Source organism: Bradyrhizobium sp. 2TAF24 (genome assembly GCF_052115025.1).
GTDB lineage: Bacteria > Pseudomonadota > Alphaproteobacteria > Rhizobiales > Xanthobacteraceae > Bradyrhizobium_A.
Map to the genome: position 1 here is coordinate 146,601 of NZ_JBFRFW010000015.1, position 18,865 is coordinate 165,465.

An 18,865-nucleotide genomic window follows, 5' to 3' on the forward strand; every position below is an offset into this window, starting at 1 on the left:
AACTGTCAGATGAAAAACGTCTTGTGATTGCAATCTTAGCGGGGTGCGCGGCCTGGTGACAATGCCGTCGGCGGACCTTCAGTGCTCCGCAAGGCTTTCGCGCAGCCGCGCCACTTGCGGACGCAGTGCTTCGCAGCGCAGCTCGCGTTCGAAGCGCAGCACGCCGTCCCGCGACGGAGCGCTGCGCAGCCGCGCCAGCGCGGCGCGATCCTGCTCGCAGGCCTGCTTCTGCGCTTCGGGTGAGGACGACACTGTCGGTGGCGTCACCGTGGCCTGGCGATCCTGTGTGACATCGGTGGCGGCATTGGCCAGCGGCGCGTCCGGCACGCTGCCAGCGAGCGCCAGACTCTCGCGCAGCCGCGCCACCTGCAAGCGCAGCCGGTCGCAGCCGAGCTCGCGCTCGAATGCGACCACGTCAGGATAGGACGGATTGGCGCGCAGCCGGGCAAGGCGCGCCTCGGCCTGCTTGCACGCCTCGGTCTGCTCGGCCGCAGGCGCGGACGGCTGGCTTTTGAGATCTGCGAGGCGCTCCGGAGGTTTTGCCGGCGCGGGAGGCGGGGGCGACGCGAGGGGCGGGGGATTGTCGAGCGCCATGGGCTGAGGCGGCGCGACCGGTGTCAGGATACCGGAGCCCGGCGGCGCAAGGCTCTCGCGCAGGCGCGCGACCTGCGGCCGCAAGCGATCACAGGTCAGCTCGCGCTCGAACTGGACGATGTCGGCGAGCGCCGGATTGGCGCGCAGCCGGGCCAGCCGCGCGGCGTCCTGGTCGCAGGAAGCCGTGGTGGCGGTCGGTGGGGGCGGCGTCTCGGCTTTGGTGTCCTTCTGGTCGAGCCGTTCGATCCCGGCGACCTTTTGCGGTGGGCGCTGGGCTTCGGCGGCGGCCTTCTGGCGTTGCTCGTCCTGCTGGCGCAGCGTGGCTTCGCGTTCGGCGCGGGTGCGTTCGGCCTCGGCTTGCCTTGCGCGCTGCTGCTCATCCTGCTTGCGTTGCTCTTCGGCCCGCCGTTGGTCGTCGAGACGGCGCTGCTCGTCGGCCTTGCGCAGCGCGGCCTCCTGATCGGCGCGGCGCTGGTCTTCCTGCCGCCGCGCTGCTTCTTCCTGGCGGATCTGCTGCAGCTGCTTCTCCTGGGCCTGCAGTTCGAGGTGCTGGATGCGGTAGCGGGCGTCCGGAACGTAGCTCGACGACGGATATTTGCTGACGAAGTCCCGCAGCACCGCGGGGTCCGACGATTCCTTCACGACGTCGTACGCGGTGCGGTCGGTCTGGTTCAGGTAGTAATCGCTGAGCAGCGAGACATAGGTTTCCGGCCGCTGCCGCCCGCCGGTCTCGGTGTTGACGTCGGCAGCGACGCGGCGGAACAGCTGCTCGATCTCCAGCCCGGGCTCCTTCAGCCGCTTGAGGAAGGCGCGGGTGAACGGGCTGTTGCGGCCGCTGCCGTCGGCGGCCACCTCGTCGGCGGCGGTGGAATAGGCGATTACCATGCCTTGCGTCTTGTCGATGCGGGCGAGGCCGCGCTGGCCCCCGAGCGCGCGGCTCTCGCCTGTGGTGCGGCGACGGATCGACTCCACGATGGGGTTGTTGCGGCAGGCGTCGAGGATCATCACCTTGACGCCGGTGGCGCGGTCGAGGGCGGCGCGCACGTCATCGATCGGCATCAGCTGGTAGCGCAGGCTGACCTCGTCCTCGACCTCGGCGTCGGTCGGAATGAGATAGTTGCGCCCCTGATACTGCAGCGCGTGGCCGGCATAGAAGAACAGCGCCGCGTCGGAATCGGTGGCGGCGCGGGCGAACCGCGCCATCGCCAGGTCCATGTCGCGCTTGCTGGCGTCGGTCGCCTTCAGCACCTCGAAGCCGACGGCGCGCAGCGCGTCCGCGACATCTTCGGCATCGTTTTTCGGGTTGCTCAGCGTCAGCGCCGGGTTGCCGTAATGGGCGTTGCCGACGATGAGCGCAATGCGCCGGTCCGCCTCAGCGCGGCCGACCGAGCCGAGCAGCAGCGCTGCGACGCATGCCGCGCCGATCCAGATGGAGAGCGGCCTTCTCATGTCACACTCCGGGCGTGCCGGATGGCCGGTCGTTCATTCGTAGCGGTACCTCCAGCGATACTTGCGCTTCTTCTTGGCCGGCGGTTTCTTCCCCGTGACGGTCGCCGTGACTTCGATCGGGGCCGAATAGATCGGCGGGTCGTGCGGCACGTGGTTCTCGTCTGCGAGCAGCAACTGCAGCTTGTGGCGTCCCGGCGTCAACGTGACCTTGGCTTCCGTCTGGCCCGCGCCGAAGTGCAGGTGATTGAAGTCATTCGGTATAGGTTGGTCGAACGGCGGCAGATCCGTGTCGATCAACAGGTGGTGATGTCCCGTATTGACCTTCTCGAAGCCGGCTGGGGCGACCCCCATGCCGTTCAGGCCGAAACGGATCACCGGATTGAGCGTCACATAAGCACCGTCGGTCGGGTAGACGAAATAGACCTTGGCGCCCGGCGGCGAGGGATGGCGGCCGGCATGTCCATCGTGTCCGCCATGCCCGGCGGATGCGGCCGCGGCGGGCGCAGCCGTGCCCTCCACCACATGCACGCGGATACGCTCGGACATCAGCGGTGGCGAATTGGGGATGTGGTTCTTGTCGCCGAGCAGCAACTGCAGGGTGTGGTCGCCCGGCGCCAGCGTCACCTCCGCTTCGGTTTGTCCCGCGCCATAGTGCAGGTGGTTGAAGTCATTGGGGATTGGTTGGTCCATCGGCGGCGGATCGGTGTCGATCAGCAGGTGATGATGACCTGAGTTTTCCTTGTCGGATCCGGCAGGCGCGACGCCCATGCCCCTCAGGCCGAAATGTACGGTGAACTTGCCAGGAACGGTCTGGCCGTCCTTGAGATCGATGAAATAGACCGCCGAACCTGCCGGGGACGGCGTCGGGCCACCGGACTTCTGGGCTTGGGCGACGGTGGTGAAAAGGCCTGCAACAACCAGACACGAGACCGCAAACGCGGTCGCTGCGCGTGAGAGCACGAGTTCCTCCATCAACATTGCGGCCGCTGGCGCAACACTGCCAGCCGCCCGAACACGTCAAGGACCTGGTCCCTCGCAGGTGGTGAAATGATACACTGGAATTGCCGAAAGGGAAGTTGGCGGTCAGGCGCGGCATCACCGCGGCGTTGGCGCGGCGGTACAATTTTCTTCAACTGCTGCGATCGTTTGATGGCAGTGATGCTGCGGCGCGTCGAAGATCCCTGGCTTTGAACCGCCCGGCTTTTTGTCCTACCCATCCCATGGGGCGCCATGGATCATGCTACTGTGGTTTTGGATTTGACCTTCGCGTGACGGGCTCGCGGCGATGTCGAAGCGAATGTCAGATCCAGCGCACGAGCGGCGCGCAATGGCGGGAACGCCACGTCGATGGGGCTATGATGGTCAGATTGCTTGTCCTTTTGGCTGGCCTGTGGGCGACGAGCCTGCTGGCTGCACCGCTCGGCCGTCCCGCCCCGGATGCGGGCGCCACCACGCCGCGCCATGATGTCCTGGTGATTGCCGCGCCACAGGCCGTGCCTGAGCCCGGCGAAATTGTCCGGGACTGTCCGGAGTGCCCGGAACTGGTGGTGGTTCCGTCCGGGGACTTCGACATGGGCGGCCGTGACACGCCGTTCGAGGCGCCGCCGCACAAGGTGACGATCGCAACGCCGTTCGCGATCGCACGCCGCGAAACCACGTTCGCCGAATGGGACGCCTGTGTTGCCGACGGCGACTGCAAATATCGCCCGGACGACCATGGCTGGGGGCGCGGCCCGCAGCCGGTGATCGACGTGAGCTGGGAGGATGCCAAAGTGTTCGTGGCCTGGCTCACGCGCAAGACCGGCCGCGCCTATCGCCTGCCGAGCGAGGCGGAATGGGAATATGCCGCCCGCGCGGGCACCACCTCGAAATACTGGTGGGGCAAGGATGTCGGCAAGGGCTATGCCAACTGCGACGGCTGCGCCGACACTTCCCTGCACAAGACCATGCCCGGCGGTTCGTTCCGGCCGAACGGCTTCGGCCTCTACGACACGGCCGGCAATGCCTATGAATGGGTCGAGGACTGCTGGAACGACAACTATTCCAAGGCGCCCAAGGACGGTTCAGCCTGGACCACCGGACAATGTCGGCAGCGCGTGCTGCGCGGCGGCTCGTTCGCCAACAAGCCGAACCTCGCCACATCAAGTGCGCGGTTTCGCTATGACATCGATGTGCGCTACTACGCCAACGGTTTTCGTGTGGCGCGTGATCTGAAATGACGATGGCCCGATCGCGGCGACCGTCGGCCGGCCGTCAGCGTTTACGGGCCTTGCGTGTCGGCGTGCGGCTGGTGTCGGGCACCGCGCCGCTGGCGTATTTGCCGAGCACGCGAGCGAATGCCGCGACCGCCGGAGCGATCGAACGGCCTGTCCGGGTGATCAGGGCGATGTCGCGCGTCAGGCCTGGCTCCAGCATGGCCGCGGAAATGTCGAGCGCGCGGGCCGCCGCAAGGGCATAAGTCGGCAGCACCGCGACGCCGAGGCCGGCTTCCACCATCGCCAGGGCGGTGGTGATCTGCGCCACCTCATAGGCCGGCACCAGCTTGATCTCAGCGGTCTCGAAGCCGACCTCGACCAGCAGACGGATGCCGCTGTCACGGGTCAACGTCACCAGCGAGAGGCCGTCGAGTTCGCGCCATTGCACCGCAGTGCGGCGGGCCAGCGGGTGCTGCGCCGCGCAGAACACCATCAGGCTGTCACGGGCGAGCCGCGTCGACACGATGCCGTCCTCGCCGGCGTGGAAGGTGCCGATCCCGCAGTCGACCTGGCCTGAGCGCACCAGCTCGACGATCTGGTCGGTGCGGGCATCGATCAGGCGGACCGTGAGGCCCGGATACTGCTGGCGGAATTCGGCGATGGCGCGCGGCACGATGGCGGCGGCGAGGAGAGGGGGGGCGGCGATCACGACGCGGCCGCGCTTGCGCTCGGCAAGTTCATGGGCGTTACGCGCGGCGAGCTCGAGATCCTCGATGATCTTGGCCGCGATGTTGCGAAACTCGGCGCCGCCCTCGGTCAGCTCGACCCGGCGCGTCGTGCGGTCGAACAGGCGGATGCCGAGCTCGGCCTCGAGGTCGCGCACCTGCTGCGACAGCGCGGGCTGCAGGGTGTGCAGCTTCTCGGCGGCGCGGGTGAAGCTGCCGAAAGCTGCGACCTGCAGGAAAGCCTGGATTTGGCGGACCGTGATGTTCATGGCAATTCATATTGTTCTCGTTATGAATAAATAAGAATTATAAGCATTGCAACTTAAACGCTCGCGCCGCCTAATCACGCCATGACGCGGGACATCACGGCCTCGAGCAACAGCACGCTCCGCCCCAACCGAACGGGCGGCCACGGACTGTTCCGACCGGATGGCGGAAGCGCCGATGCGCTCGCTGCGGCCCGCCAGCTTTTTCATCCTGTCCGAACACGGATCTCCCGAGGCTCTTGACGATGGCGCAGTATCCCGATCTCCAGCTCTATATCGGCGGCTCCTGGCGGAAGGCCGCGTCGGGGCTGCCCGTCATCAATCCCGCGGATGAGACCGTCATCGGCACCGTGCCGGTCGCAACCCGCGCCGACCTCGACGACGCGCTGGTCGCGGCGGCCGAAGGCCTGAAGGTGTGGAGCCGCACCGCGCCGGCGAAGCGCGCCGAGATCATGCTCAAGGCCGCGGCCTTGATGCGCGAGCGTATCGAGGAGATCGCGTTCGCGATCACGCTGGAGCACGGCAAGCCGATCGCCCAGGCGCGTCTCGAGGTCATCCGCGGCTGCGAGTTTTTCGAATGGGATGCGGCCGAGGGGCTGCGGACTTACGGTCGCGTCATCCCGAGCGAACCCGGCATCAAGTACATCGTGCTGCATCGGCCGATCGGCGTGGTGGCGGCGTTCTCGCCATGGAATTTTCCGATGAGCCAGCCGGCGCGCAAGATCGGCGGCGCGCTTGCCGCAGGCTGCTCCATCATCATCAAGGCTGCAGAGGAGACGCCGGCGGGCGCGCAGCACATTGTCCGCGCCTTCCATGATGCCGGGCTGCCGCCGGGCGTGCTCAACCTGGTATTCGGCGTGCCGGCGGAAATCTCCGAATATCTCATTCCGCAGGATCCGGTGCGTCTCGTCGCCTTCACGGGATCGACCGCGGTCGGCAAGCGCCTCACCGAAATGGCGGGACGCCATGTCAAGCCGGTGTTGATGGAGCTCGGCGGCCATGCGCCGGTGATCGTCTGTGACGACGTCGACCCCGTCGAGACCGCGGTCATGTCGGCGGTCCGCAAGATGCGCAACGCCGGCCAGGTCTGCACGTCGCCGACCCGCTTTTTCGTGCAGGAGCCGCTCTACGACCGTTTTGTCAGGGCGTTCGCCGAGAAGGCGCGGGCGATCACGGTCGGCAACGGCCTCGACGCCGGCACCGACATGGGTCCGCTCGCCAACCATCGCCGCATCGAGGCAATGGAGACGCTGGTCGCCGATGCCCGGGCCAAGGGCGCGCGGTTGCTCGCCGGTGGTGAACGGCTCGGCAACCGCGGCTACTTCTTCGCACCGACCGTGCTGGCGGATGTCCCCGACGAGGCCCGCGCGATGTCCGAGGAGCCGTTCGGTCCACTGGCGCTGATCAATCCGGTCAAGACGCTCGACGAAGCGCTGGCCAAGGCCAACGCACTGCCGTTCGGCCTCGCCGCCTATGCCTTCACCCATTCGGCGCGCAACGCCGACCGTCTCGCCGAGGGCATCGAAGCCGGCAATTTTTCGATCAATACGCTGGAGGCGTCGGTCGCGGAGACGCCGTTCGGCGGCGTCAAGGAGAGCGGCTTTGGTCGCGAGGGCGGCGCCGAGGGGCTGTCGCATTACACCGTGGTGAAGAACGTCTCGCACCGGCTGGCGTGAGCGCGTCGCGCCGGCGCTCGCTGCCGGCGTTCAGGGGATTGGACAGGACAATGAAGTACAGCAAGAAAGACGCCAAGGCTTACGCGAAGGCCAACATGAAAGGGATCTGGGCAGCGGCCCTGATGCCGTTCAGGCCGGACCTGTCGATCGACGAGGACGGCTTCCGTCGCAACGTCGCGCACTGGACCGGCGATCTCGGCATCGACGGCCTGTTCATCGCCGGCAAGCAGGGCGAGTTCTTCTCGATGTCGGTCGAGGAGCGCAAGCGCTCGTTCGAGCTGGCGGTGGCGGCCAGCGAAGGGCGCGGCGCGACCATCATGTCGTGCTCCGACCAGAACATGGATGTGGTGATCGACCTCGCGCGCCATGCGCAGCGGGTGGGCGCCGATTACATCGTGGTGCACGCCCCGGTGCTGCATTTCTTCAAGGCGCACGACGAGACCGTGCTGAACTACTATCGCACCATCGCGTCCAAGGTCGATATTGGGATTGCGCTGTGGAGCCATCCCGACAGCGGCTACCTGCTGTCGCCGCAGCTGTGCAACCAGCTCGCCGACATCGAGAACGTGGTGGCGATCAAGTACAGCGTGCCACGGCCGATGTACCAGGAATTGACGCGGCTCGCCTCCGACCGCATCCAGGTCAGCACAGCGTCTGAGGAGGAATGGTTCGACAACATCGTCGAGCTCGGCTGGCGCCTGTATCTCTGTTCGTCGCCGCCGTACCTGCTGCAGAGCGCGGTCGACCGCCGCATGCGAACCTACACCGATCTCGCCTTCGCCGGCCGCATCGATGAGGCGCGCGCGGTGCGCGACAGCCTCGATCCAGTGCGCGCGGCACTGCGCACCACGCGTCCGGCGGAAAAGCCGCACGCGCATCAGAAATACTGGCAGTCCCTGCTGGGACAGGCCGGCGGCGCGGTGCGTCCGCCACTGCTGGAGCTGACCGAGGAAGAGAAGGCTGCCACGCGCAGGGCGTTCGAGGCCTGCGGTCTGCAGACCGGACAGGCGCAACGGGCGGCGGGTTGACGCATGGCCGCGGTCGTGACTTGGCGTGGCCATTGAAAACGATGATACCCGGGCGAGACAATACCAACGATCGCGGCCGGGCGTTGCGACGGACAAGGGAGAGAGGCGATGAGCGAACTGGGACGGCTGCGGGCCTTCAATTTCGCGAAATGGATCGACGAGCACCAGCATCTGCTGAAGCCGCCGGTCGGCAACCAGCAGATCTGGAAGGACGCCGATTTGATGGTCACCGTGGTCGGCGGTCCCAACCGGCGCACCGACTTTCATGATGACCCCGTGGAGGAGTTCTTCTACCAGCTGCGCGGCGACATGGTGCTGAAGGTCGTCGATGGCGGCAAGCACTACGACGTGCCGATCCGAGAAGGCGAAATCTTTCTGCTGCCACCGCATGTGCGTCATTCGCCGCAGCGTCCGCAGGAGGGCTCGGTCGGCCTCGTGGTCGAGCCCAAGCGCCCCGACGGCATTCTCGATGCCTTCGAGTGGTACTGCTTCGAGTGCCAGGGGCTTGTGCACCGGGTCGAGGTCGATCTCGAGAGCATCGTCGACGACCTGCCGCCGCTGTACCGCGCGTTCTACGGCAACGAGGCGGCGCGCACCTGTCCGCATTGCAAGACCATGCATCCGGGCAAGGAGCCGCCGGCGGGCTGGGTGAAGCTGTAGGCGCGGCCACAATCAACAAAAAGGGGGAGAGCATGAGGGGTTTCAAGATTGCAGCTGCGGCGATGCTCGCGGCTCAGATCGCGTGGATCGCACCTGCATCGGCGCAGGAGCCGGTCAAGATCGGGCTGATCACCTCGTTGTCGGGGCCGGGTGGCTATCTCGGTCAGGACATTCGCGACGGCTTCGAGCTCGCGATCAACATGGGCGGCGGTAAGCTCGGCGGCGTGCCGGTGCAGGTGGTCGTCGAGGACGACGGCGCCAAGCCTGGGCAGGGCAAGCAGATCGCCGACCGCTTCCTGAAGAACGACAAGATCAGGATTTTCACCGGCATCGTGTTCTCGAACGTTGCCGGCGCCACGGTGCCCGACGTGCTCGATGCCGGGGCGATCTATGTCAGCCCCAATGCCGGCCCGTCGACCTTCGCCGGCAAGGGCTGCCATCCCAACTATTTCGTCGTGTCGTGGCAGAACGATTCCCTGCACGAGAGCGCGGGTGAGCTTGCGAGCAAGCTCGGCTACAAGAGCGTCTATCTCGTTGCTGCGAATTACCAGGCCGGCAAGGACGCGCTGGAGGGCTTCAAGCGCTTCTACAAGGGCCATATCGCCGGCGAGAGCTTCACGCGCCTGGACCAGACCGACTTTGCCGCCGAATTCGCCCAGATCCGGTCGGCCAATCCCGAGGCGGTGTTCCAGTTCGAACCAGGCGGCCTCGGCATCGCCTTCCTGCGCCAGTACCAGCAGGCGGGCCTGAAGGACAAGATCCCGATGGTGGTGGCCGCGCCCTCGCTCGACGCCGTGACGCTCGCCGTGGTCGGCGAGGCCGGCCTCGACGTCAACGTCACCTCGCACTGGAATTCGGACTTCGACAATCCCGCCAACAAGGCCTTCATGGCGGCCTGGGACAAGACTTACCAGCGTCCGGCGACCTACTACGCCAGCCAGGGCTACGATACGGCACTGGCGATCGGCGCGGCGCTCAAGGGCACCGGCGGCAAGCTCGATGACGTCAACGCCTTTCGTCAGGCGATGCTGAAGGCCGATTTTCTGTCGACCCGTGGTGCGTTCAAGTTCGGTTCCAACCAGCACCCGGTGCAGGACTGGTGGGCGCTGAAAGCCGAGAAGGCCGCGGATGGCAAGCTCGTGCTCGCCACCAAAGGCAAGATCCTGTCCGATCACGGCGACGCCTACGCCAGGGATTGCAAGTTCTAGGACGGATGATGACGCGCTGGCTGATGAGGTTGCAGGTCCAGGTGCTGATCGCCATCGTTGCCGGCGTGGCCCTTGGCCTGGCGGCGCCGGTGACGGCGGTGGCCATGAAGCCGTTCGGCGACGCCTTCGTGGCGCTGCTGCGCATGCTGATCGGCCCGATCGTGTTCTTCACGGTCGTGCACAGCCTCGCCGCCATCAAGGATATGCGCCGGCTCGGCCGGCTGGCGCTGAAGACGCTGGTCTACTTCGAGGTGGTCAGCACGATCGCGATGCTCCTGGGGTTCGCGGCCGTCAACATCGTGCAGCCGGGGCAGGGCCTGCATGCCACAGCATTCGGGGCGCCGCTGCCCAACAGCGTGGCGGCCAGCGAGGCGTTCTCTTTCGCGACGTTCCTGCTGCACATCATTCCAGCCAATCCGGTCGATGCATTCGCCCGCGGTGACGTGCTGCAGATCCTGTTCATCTCGGTCATCGCCGGGCTTGCACTTGGCGCGCTGCGCGAGCCCGCCTCCGTGCTGGTGCGCGGCATCGAGGAAGGGCAGCGCCTGCTGTTCATCGTGCTCGACTGGATCATGCGGTTCGCGCCGGTCGGCGCGTTCGGGGCGATGGCGGCGACGGTCGGCGGCTACGGCAGCGGCGCACTGGCGCATCTTGCTGCGGTCGTGGTGCTGTTCTTCGCCTGCGCGGCCCTGTTCGTGCTGGCCGTTCTGGGCGCCGTCGCGGCGCTCGCCGGGCTGTCGATCATCCGGATCCTCGGGCTGATCCGCGAAGAGATCATGCTGGTGTTCAGCACCTCCTCGAGCGAGGTGGCGTTTCCGCGGCTGATGCAGAAGCTCGCGCGCGCCGGCTGTGATGAGGCGGTGGTCGGTTTCGTGCTGCCGGCTGGCTACAGCTTCAACCTCGACGGCACGTCGCTGTACATGGCGATCGGCGTCGGCTTCATCGCCCAGGCGACCGACACGCCGTTTCCCTGGACCGCGCAACTGACGCTGCTGGCGGTGCTGCTGCTGACGTCGAAGGGTGGGGCGACCGTCGCTGGCGGCTCGTTCATCAAGCTCGCGGCGACGCTGCAGAGCACCCGCGCCCTGCCGCTTAGCGGCCTTGGCTTGCTGTTCGGCGTCGACCGTTTCATGGCGCTGTGTGGCGGCCTCACCAACATGATCGGCAACGCGGTCGCGGTGCTGGTGATTGCCCGCTGGGAAGGGGCGCTCGACCGGGCGAAGTTCGATGCCGCCTGCCGGCGAGATGCGCTTGCAGAGTCGTCCGCGACAATCTGGACCGGTCCGGTGTCTGATGCGCCGGCCGTTGAGCCCGTGAGCATTCCGGGACGGACGCCATGATCCTCGTCGAGCAGATCCTCAATGGTGTCCAGTTCGGCCTGACGCTGTTTCTCATGTCGGCGGGCCTGACCCTGATCTTCGGCATCATGGGCGTCATTAATCTTGCACATGGCTCGCTGTACATGATCGGGGCTTATGCGGCCGCGCTGGTGGCGGCACAAGCCGGGTCGGTGTGGCTCGCGCTCGGCGGCGGCCTTGTGGCGGCGGCCGCCAGCGGCGTTCTCATCGAGTATGCCGTGGTGCGCCGGCTCTATGCACGCGATCATCTCGACCAGGTGCTGGCGACCTTTGCCCTGATCCTGATCGTCAACCAGGGCGCCAACATGCTGTTCGGCCGCCAGCCGCTGTTCGTGGCGATTCCGCCGGCGCTGTCGGGCTCGGTCAGGCTGCTGCCGGGCCTCGACTATCCGCTGTACCGGCTGCTGGTGATCGCGCTCGGTCTTGCGGTCGCCGGAGGCCTGTTTGTACTGATCAGCCATACCCGTGTCGGCATGCTGGTGCGTGCCGGCGCCACCCATCGCCAGATGGTGCGGGCGCTCGGCGTCAATGTCGCGCTGCTGTACACGGCGGTGTTTGGCCTCGGAGCGCTGCTGGCGGGACTTGCGGGTGTCATCGCGGGGCCCATTACCTCGGTGCAGGTCGGGATGGGCGAGCAGATCCTGATCCTCGCTTTCGTCGTGGTCGTGATCGGTGGCCTCGGCTCGGTACGCGGGGCGTTCTTCGGCGCACTTGCGGCCGGCCTCGTCGATACGCTGGCGCGGGCGTTCCTGCCGATGCTGCTGCGTCAGGTGATGGCCGGTTCCAATGCCGACGCGCTGGCGAGCGGCCTGTCGGCGATCAGCATCTATCTGCTGATGGCGCTGGTGCTGTTGATCCGCCCGCAGGGGCTGCTGGCGGGGCAGCCATGACGTCGGACTCACTGGACAACGGCAGCGCACGATCGGTGCCACCGCTTATGACGCTGCGGAGCGCCGTGGCCGTGGTGGCGATTGCGGCGCTGCTCGCGCTGCCGATGGCGGCGAACGCGCTGAACGTGCCATCGGCAACCGGCCTGATGACACAGGTGGCCATCTACACCATTGCCGCGATGAGCCTGAATCTGGTCCTCGGCTATGGCGGTCTCGTCACCTTCGGCCACGCGGCGTTCTTCGGCGTCGGCGGCTATGTGGTCGGCATTCTCTACCAGCATTTTGCCCAGCGCAGCGCCTTTCTCGACCTCGTACCGGGCACGGACAGCCTTCCGCTCGCGCTGCTCGCCGCCGTGGTGGTCGGGGCGGCGGCGGCGGCGCTGATCGGCAGCCTGTCGCTGCGCACCAGTGGCGTGCCCTTCATCATGATCACGCTGGCGTTCGCCCAGATGCTGTTCTTCCTGTTCGTGTCGCTGAAGACCTATGGCGGCGACGATGGCTTGATGATGCGCCGGCGCGACGTGCTGCCGCTGGTCGATGCGCGGGATGACGTCGTCTATTACTACATCTGCCTTGGCCTCGCGGCCGCGTGGTTCGTACTGACCGCATGCCTCGTGCGCTCGCGCTTCGGCGTGGTGCTGTCCGGTCTGCGCCAGAACGAGCGGCGCATGATCGCGATCGGCATCGCGCCGTACCGCTATCGCCTGGTCGCATTCATCATCGCCGGCGGTGGCGCGGCACTTGCCGGCGCGTTGATGGCGAACCATCTGCGCTTCGTCAGCCCCGACATGATGCACTGGACCAAGTCCGGCGAGCTGATGATGATGGTCATTCTCGGCGGCGCCGGCACGCTGGTCGGGCCGATCCTCGGTGCCGCCGCCATGGTGGTGCTGGAGACGGCGCTCGCCGCCCGGACCGAGAACTGGCAGCTCTATCTCGGCATCATCCTGCTGGCGATCGTGATGCTGAGCCGCGGCGGCCTCGCGGCGCTGGTGCGGCGGATCGGAGGGCGGCCATGACGCCGGCGCTCGAACTGCGCGGTGTGTGCAAGCGCTTCGGCGGCCTGACGGCAACCGATCAGGTCAGCCTGTCCGTGCCGACCGGCGCGTTGCATGCCCTGATCGGGCCGAACGGGGCCGGCAAGACCACGCTGATCAATCAGGTGGCTGGTGAACTTCGTCATGACACAGGGGCGATCCTGCTCGATGGCGTCGAGGTTGGCGCCCTGTCGCCCTGGCAGCGGGTTCACCGTGGGCTCGCGCGCACCTTCCAGATCACCCAGCTGTTGTCCGACGAGACCGCCCGCGACAATGTCGCTGTGGCGGTGCAGGTGCGCGAGGGCCACAGCTTCCGCTTCTTCGCCAATGCCCGGAGGCATGGTGATGCCAACAGGCAGGCGATTCAACTGCTGCAGGAGGTCGGACTTGCTGGTTGCGCGGCGACGCGCGTCTCCGATCTCGCCCAGGGGGAGCGCAAGCAGCTCGAACTCGCGGTCGCGCTGGCGACGCGGCCATCGCTGCTGCTGCTCGACGAGCCGATGGCGGGGCTCAGCCCGGTCGAGAGCCAGGCCATGGTCGCGCTGCTGCGCCAGCTCAAGGGCAGGGTGACCATCGTGCTGGTCGAGCACGACATGGATGCGGTGTTCGCGCTGGCCGATCGCATCTCGGTGCTGGTGTATGGGCGCGTGATCGCGAGTGGCACCGCCGAGGAGATCCGTTCCGATCCGGCGGTCCGCACCGCCTATCTCGGCGAGGGCGACGAAGCATGCTGACGCTGACCAACCTGCGGGCCTCCTACGGTGCGAGCCAGGTGCTGTTCGACGTCAACCTCGAGGTGCCGGACGGCCGCATCGTCACGCTGCTTGGCCGCAATGGCATGGGCAAGACGACGACGGTCCGCGCCATCATGGGCCTGGTGGCTGCCAGCGATGGCATCGCGTTCGATGGCGCTTCGCTCGGCGGAGCGACGCCCGAGGTGATCGCACGGCGCGGCATCGGCCTCGTGCCAGAGGGGCGGATGGTGTTTCCGACGCTGACCGTGCGCGAGAACCTCGTCGCCACCGCGTCCAACCGCGGTGGCCGCGCCGAGCCGTGGACCGAGCAACGCATCTATCGCCTGTTTCCGCGGCTGCAGGAGCGCGCGCGGCAATATGCGGGCACACTGTCCGGCGGCGAGCAGCAGATGCTGGCGATCGGCCGGGCGCTGATGACCAATCCGAAGCTGCTGATCCTCGACGAGGCGACCGAAGGCCTAGCGCCGATCGTGCGCGGCGAGATCTGGCGTTGCATCGCGACGCTGAAGGAGCAGGGGCAGTCGATCCTGCTGATCGACAAGAATATGGCTGTGCTGAAGCGGCTCGCCGATCATCATTACATCCTCGAGAAGGGGCGCACGGTGTGGAGCGGCGACAGCGCTGCCCTCGAACGCGACGCTGCGGCCATCGAGCGGTATGTCGGGCTATGAGCACCGCAAGCAGGAAACCGTTGCGCATTGCGTTCGTCGGCTGGGGCGCGATCGCCCGGCGGGTCGCGGAACTGCTGACCACGCGCAACGACGATATCGCGATCGCCGGCATCGCGACCCGACAGGCGCCGGCCAGCGATCGCGAACTGCCGGCCGGCGCATGCTGGTTGCCGTCGCCGGACGCGTTGCGTGATCTTGCCCCCGATCTTGTGATCGAGGCCGCGGGCCGCGCTGCGGTCGAGGGGTGGGGGCTTGCGAGCCTGCGTCATGCCCCGGCATTTGTCGTCTGTTCGACAAGCGCTTTCACCGATGACGCACTGCTGAGCCGTCTTGTCGACGAGGCCGAGCGCTGCGGCAGCCAGATCCTGGTGCCGCCGGGAGCGCTCGGCGGCCTTGATGCGCTGGCTGCCGCCGGACGGTTGCCGCTCGACCGCGTCAGTCATCGCATCGTCAAGCCGCCAGCCGCGTGGCGGGGAACGGCGGCCGAGGAGCTGATCGATCTCGCGACGCTGACGTCGGCGCAGGCGTTTTTCACCGGCACCGCGCGCGAGGCCGCCGCTCGTTTTCCGGCGAACGCCAACGTGGCTGTCATTTCCGCGCTGGCCGGCGTCGGCCTCGATCGTACGGAAGTGATGCTGGTAGCGGATCCCGCCGCGGCGTTGAACAGCCATCACCTCAGCGCGCGAGGCGATTTCGGCTCGCTCAGCGTTACGGTTGAGAACCGGCCGTTCGCCGCCAATCCGAAGACGTCGGAGCTGACCGCACTCAGCGTGGTGCGGCTGATCGAGGGGCGCAGCCGTTCGCTCAGCCTGTAAAGGCGCAGACCATTGGAATGTGCCCACGGCCTGGGCTTGCGCCGGACGGCTGGTTGCGGGAAGACGGCGTTCGGAGGTTCTTGAAATCATGATCGTGACGCGTCCGGCGACGGCGGCCGATGCGGCCGCCATCTCCACCCTGCTTGAAGCCAACGGCGCCGCGCGCGGCGGCGCGCTGTTCGGCGATTGGCCGGTCGAGGTGGTCGCACGCTGGATCGACGTTGCCGGCCTCGTGGTTGTGGCGGTCGATGGCGCGCGGCTGCTCGGCGCGCTGTTCACCTGCGGCAGGGACTGGGTGACGGCACCGCCCGCGGTTGCCATGCTGCAGGCCTGGCCCGGACAACCGGATGCCTATGTCTATGGTCCCGTGTGCGTCGATCAGGCGGCGCGCGGGCAGGGCGTGCTGGAGGCGATGTACGCCGATCTTGTCGCGCGCTGGCCCGGTCGCGAGGCCATCCTGTTCATCAAGGCCAGCAACGCCCCCTCGCTGCGCGCACATCAGCGCCTGGGAATGGCTGAGGTCGCGTGTTTTACGCTCCGCGGCGAGGTATTCCTGGTGTTGAGCAGCAAGCCAGTTGCGTAGCAAAGCGCTTGATGGTGTTACCGAATTGTCATCTTGATGCAATATATCCCGGCCACATGCGGGGAGCTGCGATCGGAGCGACGCTTCCGAGGGATGACAATGCTCGTGATGTGGTGCGCCGTCTCCGCGCGGTCGGTCGATTGGTCGGCGGTCCTGCGCGCCGCGGGCAAGACGATGATCGCAACGGTTGCATGCATGTCGTTTGTCCACGCGCAGCCCGCGTCCGTGAACTCCGAGCTCCAGTTCGACATTCCATCGCAGCCCCTCGACAGCGCGCTCGAGAGTTACATGCAGGTGACGGGTCTGCAGGTGCTCTACGCCAGCGCGTTGACCGCGGCGCGGATATCGGCCCGGGTGGAAGGACGGCGCTGGCCTCACGACGCGCTCGATGAGCTGCTGGTCGGGACCGGCCTTGCGGCCCGCACCACGGCTGACGGGGCCTTCACCCTGGTGGTTGTGGCGCGGCCGCGCGCGGTGCCGTCGCGCCAGGTGGTGGGTTTCGAGAATTATCTCGGCCACGTGCAGGATCGGATCATTGCCGCATTGTGCCGGCAGGCGACGACCCGGCCGGGCAGTTATCGTATCGCTCTGCAGTTCTCGATCGGGATTGCCGGCACGATCCGGGATGCTGCATTGCTCGGGCCGTCCGGCGACAACGCGCGTGACGAGGCGATCACCGTCGCGCTGCGCGGGCTGCCGGTCGGGCAGGCTGCGCCGCGCGACATGCCCCAGCCCGTGACCATGCTGATCTCGCCCTCGGCGGCGACTGGCCGGAACGAATGCCGGGGGGCCACGCCATGACCGACACCAGCTGGGCGGCCCTGCGGCAGTTGCTGGTCGAGCGCTATCACGACCTGCGTGAACGCCTGACGCGGCGGCTCGGGTCGGCCGAGTTGGCCAGCGAAGCGCTGCATGAGGTCTACCTGCGGCTTAATCGCAGCGACGCACCAGGGGCCGTGGCCAGTCCGGGCGCCTACCTGTTCAAGGCGGCCTATAATGTCGCAACCGATCGTCGGCGCAGCGAGCGGCGCCGCGCGCGTCGTACGGTTGAGGACGCCGACGTCATTCTGGACATTCCCGATGGGGGCGCGGGGCCGGATGGCATTGTCGAGGCGCGGGTGGAGCTGGCGGAGCTCGCACGTGCGCTGATGGCGTTGCCGCCACGCCAGCGCGCAATTCTGATCGCCGCGCGCTATCAGCAACTGCCGCGTGCCGAGATCGCCCGGCGGTTCGGCATTTCGCGCCGGACTGTCCAGTTCGAGCTGCAACGCGCGTTGGAAGCGTGCCGGGATCATCTCGATGCCACGGGGGGCGATCGCGATGACAAATCGTAAGAACGCCGTGCACATCTGCCGTCATCGGATCGTCTTGAGGGATAGGGGCTGCGTTGCCGATGGGGCGGCGCTAGCCGCGTTGAAGGACAGACAGCGGGCATGACGACGGATCGGGCCATGGGTGCACAGGACAGCGCCGCGCTGGAGCGCGAGGCGCTGGCATGGCTGGTGCGCATCACCGATGAGGACGCGACCGCGGCCGAGCGGGCCGCGCTGGCCGCCTGGCAGTCGCAGAGCCCGGCCCATGCCGCCGCGCTCGAGAGGGCGCGCGGGCTGTGGGGGGCGTTGCCGCCGGCGATCGATGGACTGCTGCGCAGCGGGGCGCTCCAGCCTGACGGGTTCGTGCACCGGCCGGCACCGCGCATCGGCCGCCGCGCCTTTCTCGGCGGGGCAGCTGCGGCGACCGCGGCGGCGGCCTGCTATCTGGTGGTGCGTCCGCCGCTGGAGCTGTGGCCGTCTCTGTCCGAGCTCGCGGCTGATTACCGCACCGGCGTCGGTCAACGCCGCGACATTGTCATTGCCGACGCCGTGCCGGTCGCCATGAACACCCAGACCAGCATTGTGCTGCGTCCGGCCATGCCGGGCCTCGATCGTTTCGAGTTGATCGCGGGCGAGGCGGCGATCGATGCGACCATGTTGAAGGGCAAGGCGGTGCGGGTCATTGCCGGCGATGGCTCGGCGACGGCAACGGCGGCGAACTTCTCCGTGCGCTGTGATGGACCGGCGACCTCCGTGACCTGCGTTGCCGGCAACGTGCGGGTTGCCGTCGCCGATCAGGAGGTGATGCTCGGGGCGGGCCAGCAGGTGGTCTACCGGCGTGGCGGCCTCGGCGCGGTGACAGCCGTCGATCCGACCGTCGTCACGGCGTGGCGCAGCGGCTATCTGATGTTCCGCAAGGAGCCGCTCGATCGTGTCATTGCGGAGGTCAACCGTTATCGGCCGGGGCGCATCGTGCTGCTGGATGCGACACTTGGGCGTGGTCTGGTCACGGCCCGCTTCAAGCTCGACCGGCTCGACGACGTCATGATCCAGGTGCACGAGGTCTTTGGCGCGCGGGTGCGTAACTTGCCGGGCGGGGTGGTCCTGATCGGCTGATCGCGCCGCGGGGCGTGTCACAAAACATTCGTCGAAAAAGATTGCGGCCCGGATTCACATCCGGTGCGAGCGGAACGTCACAGCAAGGTCCGCAAAGGACGGAGTGACGATGGATCGACGTCGTCGTCGTGGGAGGCGCGCGCGCCTTTCGCGGCGGTGTCGGCGTGCCTCCGGGGTCGCTTCTCCCCGCCGCTTCATGAATGATGAGCTTCGACCGATGCGAAAGCCGAGCCGCCGCCGTTCGTACACGCCTGTTGTCAGCCGGACCGTTCCTCGGTGCGTGCAGAGATCAGGTCGCGTGACGCGGGCAATGTTGCTGGCGGGGACGAGCCTGCTGACCGTGCTGACAGGGGGCGGGGGTGTATTCGCGGCGCAACTCGGCAGCGCGCCGACGATCGCGGCGCCGAGCTATGCGTCGGATGCCGCGAGCGCGGCGGCTCAGCAGGCGGCGGCCGCGGCGGCCAACGGCTCGAGTGCGCTGATGCGGGCGACCCAGGCGATCCAGGCCATGCAGGCGACGCAGGCC

General features: G+C 67.3%; 19 protein-coding genes. 16 read left to right on the forward strand and 3 right to left on the reverse strand.

The features are described from left to right. Positions 1 to 78 precede the first annotated feature (78 nt). On the reverse strand, positions 79 to 2,043 hold the full coding sequence (locus AB4Z37_RS23285; protein WP_441519118.1) for a caspase family protein: 1,965 nt from the start codon (positions 2,041 to 2,043) through the stop codon (positions 79 to 81). 33 nt (positions 2,044 to 2,076) lie between these two features. Next, positions 2,077 to 3,003: a DUF4399 domain-containing protein gene (locus tag AB4Z37_RS23290; protein WP_441519119.1), complete on the reverse strand. Its 927-nt coding sequence runs from the start codon at positions 3,001 to 3,003 to the stop codon at positions 2,077 to 2,079. Positions 3,004 to 3,401: 398 nt separating this feature from the next. Here AB4Z37_RS23290 and AB4Z37_RS23295 point away from each other — a divergent pair, with 398 nt between their 5' ends. Continuing rightward, positions 3,402 to 4,262 (forward strand): formylglycine-generating enzyme family protein, encoded by an 861-nt coding sequence (locus AB4Z37_RS23295; RefSeq protein WP_441519120.1) that lies wholly within the window; start codon positions 3,402 to 3,404, stop codon positions 4,260 to 4,262. Between the two features lie 34 nt (positions 4,263 to 4,296). Here the strand turns inward: AB4Z37_RS23295 and AB4Z37_RS23300 are convergent, their stop codons facing one another. Next, positions 4,297 to 5,232, reverse strand: coding sequence for a LysR substrate-binding domain-containing protein (locus AB4Z37_RS23300; protein WP_441519121.1), 936 nt, complete (start codon positions 5,230 to 5,232; stop codon positions 4,297 to 4,299). 242 nt (positions 5,233 to 5,474) lie between these two features. On the opposite strand from AB4Z37_RS23300, the gene AB4Z37_RS23305 reads away from it, so the two are divergent. The 15 genes from AB4Z37_RS23305 to AB4Z37_RS23375 form a co-directional block, all read left to right on the forward strand. After that, positions 5,475 to 6,905, forward strand: a complete 1,431-nt coding sequence (locus AB4Z37_RS23305; protein ID WP_441519122.1) for an NAD-dependent succinate-semialdehyde dehydrogenase — start codon at positions 5,475 to 5,477, stop codon at positions 6,903 to 6,905. 50 nt (positions 6,906 to 6,955) lie between these two features. Further along, positions 6,956 to 7,933 carry a dihydrodipicolinate synthase family protein gene (locus tag AB4Z37_RS23310; protein ID WP_441519123.1) on the forward strand — a complete coding sequence of 326 codons (978 nt, stop codon included), beginning with the start codon at positions 6,956 to 6,958 and terminating at the stop codon, positions 7,931 to 7,933. A gap of 117 nt (positions 7,934 to 8,050) precedes the next feature. After that, a complete protein-coding gene (locus tag AB4Z37_RS23315) occupies positions 8,051 to 8,593 on the forward strand; it encodes a 3-hydroxyanthranilate 3,4-dioxygenase (protein ID WP_441519145.1) in 543 nt (180 codons plus the stop codon). 32 nt (positions 8,594 to 8,625) lie between these two features. Continuing rightward, positions 8,626 to 9,801: an ABC transporter substrate-binding protein gene (locus AB4Z37_RS23320; RefSeq protein ID WP_441519124.1), complete on the forward strand. Its 1,176-nt coding sequence runs from the start codon at positions 8,626 to 8,628 to the stop codon at positions 9,799 to 9,801. Positions 9,802 to 9,809: 8 nt separating this feature from the next. Next, complete coding sequence (locus AB4Z37_RS23325) at positions 9,810 to 11,141, forward strand: cation:dicarboxylate symporter family transporter (protein WP_441519125.1); 1,332 nt, start codon at positions 9,810 to 9,812, stop codon at positions 11,139 to 11,141. Continuing rightward, positions 11,138 to 12,049 carry a branched-chain amino acid ABC transporter permease gene (locus AB4Z37_RS23330; RefSeq protein WP_441519126.1) on the forward strand — a complete coding sequence of 304 codons (912 nt, stop codon included), beginning with the start codon at positions 11,138 to 11,140 and terminating at the stop codon, positions 12,047 to 12,049. The genes AB4Z37_RS23325 and AB4Z37_RS23330 overlap by 4 nt, the downstream gene beginning before the upstream one ends. A 47-nt stretch (positions 12,050 to 12,096) precedes the next feature. Further along, a complete protein-coding gene (locus tag AB4Z37_RS23335; protein WP_441519127.1) occupies positions 12,097 to 13,068 on the forward strand; it encodes a branched-chain amino acid ABC transporter permease in 972 nt (323 codons plus the stop codon). Beyond that, positions 13,065 to 13,820 (forward strand): ABC transporter ATP-binding protein, encoded by a 756-nt coding sequence (locus tag AB4Z37_RS23340; protein WP_441519128.1) that lies wholly within the window; start codon positions 13,065 to 13,067, stop codon positions 13,818 to 13,820. Before AB4Z37_RS23335 ends, AB4Z37_RS23340 begins: the two co-directional genes overlap by 4 nt. Further along, positions 13,814 to 14,512 (forward strand): ABC transporter ATP-binding protein, encoded by a 699-nt coding sequence (locus AB4Z37_RS23345; RefSeq protein ID WP_441519129.1) that lies wholly within the window; start codon positions 13,814 to 13,816, stop codon positions 14,510 to 14,512. The genes AB4Z37_RS23340 and AB4Z37_RS23345 overlap by 7 nt, the downstream gene beginning before the upstream one ends. 20 nt (positions 14,513 to 14,532) lie before the next feature. Further along, the gene (locus AB4Z37_RS23350; protein WP_441519130.1) at positions 14,533 to 15,327 is read left to right on the forward strand and encodes an aspartate dehydrogenase; all 795 of its coding nucleotides are present in this window, start codon (positions 14,533 to 14,535) and stop codon (positions 15,325 to 15,327) included. An 88-nt stretch (positions 15,328 to 15,415) separates the two neighbouring features. After that, the gene (locus tag AB4Z37_RS23355) at positions 15,416 to 15,910 is read left to right on the forward strand and encodes a GNAT family N-acetyltransferase (protein WP_441519131.1); all 495 of its coding nucleotides are present in this window, start codon (positions 15,416 to 15,418) and stop codon (positions 15,908 to 15,910) included. 99 nt (positions 15,911 to 16,009) lie between these two features. Beyond that, positions 16,010 to 16,711: an STN domain-containing protein gene (locus AB4Z37_RS23360; RefSeq protein WP_441519132.1), complete on the forward strand. Its 702-nt coding sequence runs from the start codon at positions 16,010 to 16,012 to the stop codon at positions 16,709 to 16,711. Beyond that, entirely contained in the window at positions 16,708 to 17,244 is a 537-nt protein-coding gene (locus tag AB4Z37_RS23365; protein WP_441519133.1) for an RNA polymerase sigma factor, read from the forward strand. Before AB4Z37_RS23360 ends, AB4Z37_RS23365 begins: the two co-directional genes overlap by 4 nt. Before the next feature lie 117 nt (positions 17,245 to 17,361). Further along, the gene (locus tag AB4Z37_RS23370) at positions 17,362 to 18,339 is read left to right on the forward strand and encodes a FecR family protein (RefSeq protein WP_441519134.1); all 978 of its coding nucleotides are present in this window, start codon (positions 17,362 to 17,364) and stop codon (positions 18,337 to 18,339) included. Positions 18,340 to 18,637: 298 nt separating this feature from the next. After that, positions 18,638 to 18,865 (forward strand): hypothetical protein (locus AB4Z37_RS23375; protein WP_441519135.1); only part of this gene is annotated, 228 nt, incomplete at its 3' end.